Annotated in this window: 10 protein-coding genes; 7 read left to right on the top strand and 3 right to left on the bottom strand. The window is 67.5% G+C overall.

The genetic code is table 11. The features are described from left to right. Complete coding sequence (locus AB0E63_RS28305; RefSeq protein ID WP_360372681.1) at nt 1-1374, bottom strand: extracellular solute-binding protein; 1374 nt, start codon at nt 1372-1374, stop codon at nt 1-3. 724 nt (nt 1375-2098) lie between these two features. Next, entirely contained in the window at nt 2099-2962 is an 864-nt protein-coding gene (locus tag AB0E63_RS28310) for an SIS domain-containing protein (RefSeq protein WP_360372684.1), read from the bottom strand. Nucleotides 2963-3081: 119 nt separating this feature from the next. Between AB0E63_RS28310 and AB0E63_RS28315 the strand changes: the two genes are divergently transcribed. The 7 genes from AB0E63_RS28315 (at nt 3082) to AB0E63_RS28345 (ending at nt 8397) form a co-directional block, all read left to right on the top strand. Beyond that, a complete protein-coding gene (locus AB0E63_RS28315) occupies nt 3082-3864 on the top strand; it encodes a DeoR/GlpR family DNA-binding transcription regulator (RefSeq protein WP_134108530.1) in 783 nt (260 codons plus the stop codon). A 149-nt stretch (nt 3865-4013) separates the two neighbouring features. Then, nucleotides 4014-4703 carry an O-methyltransferase gene (locus tag AB0E63_RS28320; RefSeq protein ID WP_360372687.1) on the top strand — a complete coding sequence of 230 codons (690 nt, stop codon included), beginning with the start codon at nt 4014-4016 and terminating at the stop codon, nt 4701-4703. A gap of 128 nt (nt 4704-4831) precedes the next feature. After that, entirely contained in the window at nt 4832-5890 is a 1059-nt protein-coding gene (locus AB0E63_RS28325) for a Fic family protein (RefSeq protein ID WP_360372690.1), read from the top strand. A 104-nt stretch (nt 5891-5994) separates the two neighbouring features. Next, nucleotides 5995-6462 (top strand): helix-turn-helix domain-containing protein, encoded by a 468-nt coding sequence (locus AB0E63_RS28330; protein WP_360372693.1) that lies wholly within the window; start codon nt 5995-5997, stop codon nt 6460-6462. A gap of 7 nt (nt 6463-6469) precedes the next feature. Then, a complete protein-coding gene (locus AB0E63_RS28335) occupies nt 6470-6601 on the top strand; it encodes a hypothetical protein (protein ID WP_360372696.1) in 132 nt (43 codons plus the stop codon). A gap of 23 nt (nt 6602-6624) precedes the next feature. Continuing rightward, on the top strand, nt 6625-7317 hold the full coding sequence (locus AB0E63_RS28340; RefSeq protein ID WP_360372699.1) for an NAD-dependent epimerase/dehydratase family protein: 693 nt from the start codon (nt 6625-6627) through the stop codon (nt 7315-7317). Between the two features lie 144 nt (nt 7318-7461). Next, complete coding sequence (locus tag AB0E63_RS28345) at nt 7462-8397, top strand: hypothetical protein (RefSeq protein ID WP_360372702.1); 936 nt, start codon at nt 7462-7464, stop codon at nt 8395-8397. A gap of 11 nt (nt 8398-8408) precedes the next feature. Here the strand turns inward: AB0E63_RS28345 and AB0E63_RS28350 are convergent, their stop codons facing one another. Further along, nucleotides 8409-8948: a GNAT family protein gene (locus AB0E63_RS28350; protein WP_360372705.1), complete on the bottom strand. Its 540-nt coding sequence runs from the start codon at nt 8946-8948 to the stop codon at nt 8409-8411. Between the last annotated feature and the right edge of the window lies 1 nt (nt 8949).

The raw sequence follows: 8949 nt of genomic DNA on the forward strand, positions 1-8949 counted from the left end.
TCAGCGCCCGAGCTTGGCGTTCACCGTGGCGGTGGCCTTGGTCAGCAGCGCCGGGATGTCGGCCTTCTCGTTGCCGAGCACGGTCTGCACCACCGGGTCGAGGGCGGCGTAGACCTCCTGCGCCTTCACCGGCGGCTCGGGGATGATCTTCTGGTCGGCCGCCACCTTCGTGTACGGCGCGAAGTTGTCCAGCGGCACGTTCACGTACGGCTTGATCCACGACTGGTACGTCGTCCACTGATCGGCCGCGACCACGGGGAGACCCGGCACCCCGACCGGCAGCTTCGCCGCCACACCGTTCTTGGCACTCGTCACCGCCGCGTCCTGGTTCACGTACTTGTTCAGGTAGGCGAACTTGATCCACTTGACCGCGGCCACCCGCTCGGCGTCCGTCGTACTCGGGCTGACGATCTGGACGCTGCCGCCGCTGAGAGTGCCGTGATCGCCACCCTGCTGGGGCATCGGGCCGATACCGAACGCCGACGCCTTGAGCCCGTTGGTCTGGACCAGGGTGCGATAGGCGTCCGGCGCGGACATGTACATGCCGATCTTGCCGGCCGCGAACGCCTTCGAGATGCCGTCGATGTCGTAGAGCACTGCCTGGCCCATCGACTTGTCGACCCACTTCATGTCGTGCAGCGCCTGCAGCGCGGCCTTCGACGGCGCGTCGTCGAAGGACGCCTTGCTGCCGTCCTCGTTCTCGACCGAGCCGCCGAACGCGTAGGTCTGGGTGGTGAACATCCAGCCCCCGGTGTTGCTCGTGGTCATCTGGGCGTAGCCGGCCTGACCGGTCTTCTGAGCGATCTGCTTGGCGTCCGCGCGGACCTCGTCCCAGGTCGTCGGCGGCTTGTCCGGGTCCAGCCCGGCCTTGGTGAACAGGTCGCGGTTGTAGATCAGGCCGACCGAGTACGCCGCGGTCGGGACGGCGTACACGTTGCCCGCCTGGTCCTGGCCGATCTTCAGCACGTTCGGGTTCAGCTCGGCCAGCAACCCGTCGTCCTTGAGCGTCTTGGTGAGGTCGGCGACCTGCTTGCGGGCGATCATGCCCTGCGGCTCGGTGAACGGCACGTTCAGCACGTCGGGCAACTGCCCGCCGGCCGCCTGGGCCTGGAACGTGGTCGGATCCCAGAGCGTCTCGACCGGGTTCAGCTTGATGTCCGGGTTCGCCGTCTGGAAGTCGGCCACCTTCTTGTCGTACGTCGCCCGGTTGGCCGGGTCCGAGCTGCTGGGGCGGTCACCGACGGTGATCGTCACCTGCCCGGAGGCAGCGGCGTCACCGGACGCGGACGGTGCACTGGAGCAGGCCACCAGCCCTGCCAGCGCGAGTGCTGCGGTCGAAAACGCCGCGGTGGAACGAATTGCGGTTCTGGTCATCGAAACTCCTCAGCGGGGATGGCGGTCGGCGAGCCGACTGTTCCGCAGAGTAGCGCAAGCGCTTTCGCAAACACCAGACCTCAGCCGATCCCAATTCCGCACCACCACACCGGACGCACACGACGGAGGGATATCCGGCTCTTGTGCCGTAGGTGTGGGTGCCTGGAGTGACAGTGCACGGGTGACCTGACAGGAGACGGTGACCTGGGACAGGTCCCCCATCCACCAGTTCCTGTCCTGTCCCCACGCCTCCGTCCACGACACCCTCGCTCCCCGGGCACCCACGGCTTGTCACACTCCCAGGCCGCGAGCACACCAGTCGCGCGCTCCGGGTGCGTGTACCAACGGACAGGTAGTGCACCCCGATACGACGTACACGCGGGCTCCGTCCCCGCTCAGCTGCACTACCAGGCACCTGAGCACTACCTGTCGATCAGTACGCCGCCGCCGCCACCGGCGGCCATCACGTGACCGGCTGCCCCACTGCCGACTCGCCGAGGCCTGGCCGCGCCTCCCGCCGGCCCCACGTGGACTGGCAGGTGCGGCGAGCGGGTGCCCTCATGGCAGGGGTTGCACATCGAGGTGGAGGGTTGCCCCCTCAGATTCTCAGTGGGCAACCCTCCAACTGAACGGGCAACCCCCTGGGCTGGTGGCATTCCCGCGGACCCAGGAGAGCCGGATATCCCGCGGGGTCGGTCGAGTCAGTCGAGGATGGCTGGTGGGGTCAGTCGAGGATGACTGAGCGGGTGAGGCTTCGGGGCTGGTCGGGGTTGAGGCCTAGGGCCAGGGACTTGGCGACTGCGACCCGCTGGGCTACCACCAGGGAAGCCATCGGGTCCAGGTCGGCGTGGTGTACGACGGTTGCACCGGTGGCGGCGACGTCGTCGAGGAAGTTGGCCGGCGCCTCGCCGAAGATCCAGACACCGCGGCCGGTCTGGGCGATCGCGATCGGGCCGTGCCGGTAGTCCATCGCCGGGTAGGCCTCGGTCCACGCCGACGCGGCCTCACGCTGCTTCAGCGCGGCCTCGTGCGCCAGACCGACGGTCCACCGGGTGCCGACGTACGTGACCTGCTCCAGCTTCGCCAGCTCGTCCACATCGATGGTCAGCGCGGTCTGAGCGTCCGCGGCGGCCTGAGTGAGGTCCTGGCCGAGCGAAGCGCGCAGCAACGCCAGCGTGGTGGTCGCGAACCGGGTCTGCACAACGGACTGCTCATCCGCGAAGTCCAGCATGATGGTCTGGTCGGCCAGGTCGACGATCGGCGAGCCAGGGGTCGCGGTGATCGCCACGGTCGGCAGGTCGGTCGCACGGATCAGATCCAGCACCTCGGTCGTCGTCCCCGACCGGCTGATCACGACCACAGCGTCGTACTCGCGTCCCGCCGGGAACTCCGAGCCCGCGAACGCGTCGGTCTCCCCCTGGCCCAGGTCCTCGCGGAGGGCGGCGTACGCCATCGCCATGAACCACGACGTGCCGCAACCCACCGCCGCGACACGCTGACCGGCCTTCGGCAATGCACCGCCGTACTGCGCGAAACCGTCCGAAATCTGCCTCCAGAGGTCCGGCTGGGTGGCGATCTCAGTGCTCACAAATGGCGTCTGCGTCATGTCGTCTCCGCACTTGTCATGGTCGAAACTGCTCGAACGTGATCGAATGGTGCCAACCAGCCGCCACCCGGCTGACCGATTGTGTGAAGGAGGAGCCCCGGGTGAAGCGTTATGAACGCCTGAACACCTTGCTCGAGTCGCTCGCCGAGAAGGGCGCCATCGACGTCGATGAGCTGGCCGAGCAGTTGCATGTGTCCGCAGCGACGATTCGGCGCGATCTGGACCACCTCGGCAAGCAGCAGCTCCTCACTCGGACCCGCGGCGGCGCGGTCGCCAACGCGGTGTCGTACGACCTGCCGCTGCGCTACAAGACTGCGCGTTTCGCGTCCGAGAAGCAGCGGATCGCGCAGGCGGCGGCCACGCTGGTGCGCCGCGGCATGGTGATCGGGATGAACGGCGGCACCACGATCTCCGAGGTGGCGCGCACGCTGGCGACCCGGCCGGAGCTGTCGGCCGAGCACGGCGAGCCCGCGTTCACCCTCGTCACCAACGCGCTGAACATCGCCAACGAGCTGATCGTCCGGCCGCACGTGAAGATGGTGCTGACCGGCGGCGTCGCACGGCCGCAGTCCTACGAGATGATCGGCCCGCTGTCGCACCGGATCCTGTCCGACCTGTCCCTGGACATCGCCTTCATCGGCGTGGACGGGATCGACGAGACCGGCGCCACCGCCCACCACGAGGGCGAGGCGAACATCAACCAGCTGATCGTCAGCCGGGCCGCGAAGGTGGTCGTGGTGGCCGACTCCTCCAAGCTCGGGCAGCGGGCGTTCGCCCGGATCTGCGAGCTGAGCGAGATCGACACCCTCGTCACCGACGCCCAGGCCGACGAGTCCCAGCTGACCGTCTTCAAGGAAGCCGGCATCGACGTCATCCGCGCCTGACCTCACTCCGCACCTCCCCTCACTGGGTCCGGTTTGCCTGCTGAGGACGATCATATCTGATTCAAGGTCACCTGTAATGAGCAAGAGTGCGCAGTCTCCGCGCGGGAGACACGGAATGCGGACCTCGTGCCGCTAGGCTTCGGTTCAGCATGAGTACCGCAGCCGCAGAACACCCCGCAGATCCTTGGGAGGGCATCATCGCCACCGGCATCGACCCGACGTCCTGGGCGTACGCCGAGGACTACACCGGTGAAGGCGAAGTCGTCACCGGTGCGCGGGCGAGCGCCGCTGAAAGCGGAGTGGTCCCGATCGGACCCGGCTCGTCCGCCGCGCTGAGCATGCTCGCCGCCGGCGTCGGCGCCAAGGCGGTGGTCGAGATCGGCACCGGCACCGGTGTCTCCGGGCTGGCCCTGCTGCGCGGGATGCGCACCGACGGCACCCTGACCACGGTCGACATCGACGCGGAGAACCAGCGGCTGGCCCGCAAGACGTTCCTCGACGCCGGCGTGCCGTCGAACCGGTTCCGCCTGATCGCCGGCGCCGGGCTGGACGTGGTCACCCGGCTGACCGACGGGCACTACGACCTGGTCTTCTGTGACGCCGACCGCCGCGAGAACACGGCGTACCTGCACGAGGCCCTCCGGCTGCTGCGCCCCGGCGGCGTCGTCGTCTTCGCCGGCATCCTCTCCGGCGGCCGCGTCGCCGACCCGGCCATCCGCGACCCCGACACCACCGCCCTCCGCGACCTGATCCGCGCCGTCCGCGACGACGACGACCTCGTCTCCGCCCTCCTCCCCACCTCCGAAGGCCTCCTCACCGCCGCCAAACGCCTCAGCTGACAACTACAGCTAGTGCAAGATTGGCCACCGAGTGCGGTCGATAGGCGGTAGAAACATGCTAAAGAAACCAACAAATACGCTAAAGTGACCTCTGATTAGTAAATTTGTTGGTTTCTTTGGAGGATCGGATGCGCTCGTTCGCGGACCTGGATCGCGTGATCGGGCAGGTGCCGGCCGGCGTCGTCATGCAACTGCGCTCGATCGATACCGGCAGAGGCAGCGAGGCGCTGTACCGCAACCAGCTTCCGGCCCTCCTTACCGAGCTCGCCAACCGCGCGCGGATCCAGAGCATCACCGCGTCATCGGCAATCGAAGGCGTCGTCGTACCGGACGCTGCACGGGCTGAACGCATCATCGAAGGTCGCGCCGGCGTCCTTCGCACCAGAAGCGAGCAAGAGCTCGCCGGTTACCGCAAGGCGCTGGACTATCTGTTCCAGGAGGACTGGCATCCGCTCGGCCTCGGCCTGCTCCTCCACCTGCACCGCCTGCTCTGGTCGGAGACGGCCTACCCCGGCGGTCAGCTGAAGACCGACGACAACCTCGTCGTGGATCGTTCGCCGGACGGAAGTACGACGGTTCGGTTCGTCCCGGTGCCGGCGGCGAAAACCGACGCCTACCTGAAAGACCTGATCGATCGGTACCTGGCCGCTCAGCGGGCGGGCCGGCACCATCCGGTTCTCCTGGTCGGCCTGATGGTCCTCGATCTCCTGGTCATCCATCCGTTCGCGGACGGCAACGGCCGGGTCGCCCGGGCTCTGACCAACGCCGTGCTGGTCGACGCGGGCTACGAGGTCTGTCGATGGGTTTCTCTCGAGCAACTCATCGCTGACTCCGCCGACTCGTACTACGACGCGTTGCTCCGATCGACCCATGACTGGCATCAAGATGCGGCAGATCCCTGGCCATGGCTGTCGTACTTCGTGACCACACTGGCGTCGGCATATCAGGCCTTCGCCCGCCGAGCGGCGGCCGATCGTTCAGGAGGGACGAAGCAGGATCGAGTTCGGCAGCATGTGCTCAAGCATGCGGCCGCGGTCTTCAAGGTTTCGGAGGTTCGGGCAGCGCTTCCGGGTGTGAGCGACCAAACCATCCGATTGGTGCTGGAGCAGCTCAGGAACGAGGGAAAGGTCAATTCCACCGGAGCAGGTCGCGGCGCGGTCTGGATTCAAGTCCCCGATCAGGACTGATCTCCGACGCGACTCAACAGGCAGGAGCAACCATGGGCACCGGCGGGTTGGGCGAGTATTTGCGGGCCAGGCGGGGGCGGTTGCGGCCTGAGGATGTTGGGTTGGTGTCCGGGGGACGGCGGCGGGTGGTGGGGTTGCGGCGGGAAGAGGTCGCGCTGCTTGCGGGAATCAGTCCGGAGTACTACCTGCGGCTGGAGCAGGGGCGGGATCTGCATCCGAGTGACCAGGTCCTGGCGAGCCTTGCCGAGGCGTTGCGGCTCGACAGCGACGCGACGGCGTACCTGCGGGCCATCGCGCGGCCGGCCAGGCCGCGGCGGTCGAAGGACACTGCGAGCCGGCATCTGCAGGCGTTGATCGACGGGTGGCCGACGCCGGCGGCGTACGTGCAGGGCCGGGGGTTCACCGTGCTGGCCGCGAACCGGCTTGCGGTGGCGTTGTCGCGGCACTTCTCGGTCGGGTCCAACACGTTGCGGGCCGCGTTCCTCGAGCCGGACCTGCGGGAGCTCTATCGCGACTGGGACGGGATGACCGCGAAGACCGATCCTTTCCGGCGCTCTCTGGGCCGGCCATGACGTGAAGGTGCGGGACGAAGGCATCACGAAGTTCCTCCGTCCGCAGGTCGGCCGGCTCGATCTGCGGTACCAGAAGTTCGTGCTGCCCGAGTCCGATCAGCTCCTGGTCACCTATCACGCCGATCCCGGCGGCCCTTGATCGTTCCGGCGCGCGACGGAACCTTGCGAGTACTGCGCGCAGCCCGTGACGCCGGCGTCCGTCGCGTCGTACTGACGTCGTCGTTCGCCGCGATCGGTTACGGCCACGACGGTCCTGGGCCGTACGACGAGGCGACCTGGACCAACCTGGACGCGCCGATCGGTGCCTATGTGAAGTCGAAGACCGTGGCGGAACGCGCGGCCTGGAAGTACGCCGTCGCCGCGGGGCTCGAGCTGACCGTGATCAACCCGACCGGCATCTTCGGTCCCGCTCTCGGGCCTGACTTCGCCAGTTCGCTCGGCGTCATCACCGCACTGCTGGAGGGCCGCCTCCCGTTCCTGCCCGACCAGCGGTTCGGTGTGGCCGACGTCCGCGATGTGGCGGCTCTGCCCCTGGTCGCGATGACCGACGATCGGGCCGCCGGTCAGCGGTTCATCGCCTCTGGCGGCTATTCGTCGATGGCCGGGATCGCCGGGATTCTGCGGTCCAGGCTCGGGGCCGACGCGGCGAAGGTGCCCACGCGCCGGATTCCGACCTGGTTGCTGAAGGCTGTCGCGCTCGTCGTACGTCCGTTGCGTGCGCTCGCCCGGGATGCGGGCGTCCGCCGCGAACCGCGGCTCGGTAAGGCGACCCGGGTCCTCGGCTGGTCGCCACGGCCGGTCGAGGGCACGATCGTCGACACCGCTCGGAGTCTTCTCCCGTACCTCAGCCGGTGAAGTGTTAGTTCGTGCCAGGCGTCGCAGTGGGGTCTCTGCGGACGTTACGGTGTTCGGGACGGGCGGGTACGCCGGTCTCCGCGGTCCGCCCCTCCGTTCCGGAGCGGGAGATGCCCAGTAGCAGGGAGCACGTGGAGGCCGCAGATGCCGTGGCGAAAGTCGTTGAAGGACTACCGCCTCGCCCTCCAGACGCTGGTCGTCGTCGCGGTGCTGGTCGGGATCCGGGCCGTGCTGTGGAACATCGGGGTCGAGGGCATCGGCCAGACCGCGCTCGCCTCGAGCATCATCGCCGGCGGTGTGTTCGTGATGGCGCTGGTGATCGCCGGGACGCTGTCGGACTACAAGGACGCCGAACGCGCCCCCACCGACCTCGCGGCCGGCCTGTACGCGATCCTGCGTGAATGCGAGTCGATGAGCCGCGTGTGGGGGTCGCCGAACCTGCACTCGCTGCGGGAGCGGCTCATCGGCGTCGTGGACGCACTAAGGCAGGACATCAGCGCAGGTGACACCCGGAAGTGCCAGGACGCGATCGAACAAGTCTCAGAGTCGTTCCTCGAACTGGACGAGTCCGACGCCCCCGCCAACTACGTCGTACGGTTACGGGCCGAGCAGGCCGGTCTGCGCAAGTCCGCCCTGCGGGTCTACCACATCCAGCGCGAGGAGTTCCTGCCCTCGGCGTACGCGATGATCGTCTCGTTCGTGGTGATGATCCTGCTGCTGCTGATGTTCACCAGGATCGGGGGCCAGACGGAAACCCTGGTGACGCTGGGGTTCCTGTCGTTCTTCTTCCTCTACTTGCTCCGGCTTCTCAACGTCATCAACAAGCCCTTCAAAGTCGGTCAGGAGCGCGGGGACGACGACGTCAGCCTGTTCCTGCTGTACGAGTTCGTGGTGCACGCCCGGATGGCCGATCAGGACCTGACCACCGCCGAGGTCGTCGAGATCGCGGAACAGATCGAGGAGGCCGAGGCCGCCCCGGTCGACGACGAGGCGAAGCTGCCCGGGCGGAGCGACGAGGCCCCGGCCAGCCTCGACGACGTCATCGATGACGTCACCGCCCAACCACGCCGCGATGCCTGAGGCCGACCCCCTCAGCTGTCGACGTGCCAGGGGCGTGGGTCGTCGCGGAGCAGTGAGTAGACGAGGACGTCGAGGTTGCGGCCGGCGTTGAAGAACGCTCCACGAGCGGTGCCTTCGAGCTGGAAGCCGCATTTCTCTGCGATCCGCCGGCTGGGAGTGTTCTCGGGGACGATCACCAGGGAGAGGCGGTTGACCTTCTTCGAGCCGAACAGGTAGTCGACCAGCAGGCAGACCGCCTCGGTCGTGTAACCCTGGCCGGCGTGCTCCGCGCCATAAAGCTGGTAAGAGAGTTCGTAGGCGTCCCAGTAGCCCACCGACTTGAAGAACTCGATGTGGCCGACCATGACCTCGCTCCGGTCCCAGATCAGCAGGGTGCCCTCGTCGCGCTGCCAGAATCCGGTCTCGGCGTACGTCCGCCGCAGTACCGGCTCCGACTGGACACCGAGCGGGAAGTACGCACCGCGGGTGGACATCTCGGTGTGCGCGGTGATGAAGACCTCGAGATCGCGTTCACGCACCGGACGCAACACAATCCGTTGTCCGTTGAGCATG

It is taken from the genome of Kribbella sp. NPDC026596 (assembly GCF_040638415.1).
In the GTDB taxonomy this organism is placed as follows: domain Bacteria; phylum Actinomycetota; class Actinomycetes; order Propionibacteriales; family Kribbellaceae; genus Kribbella.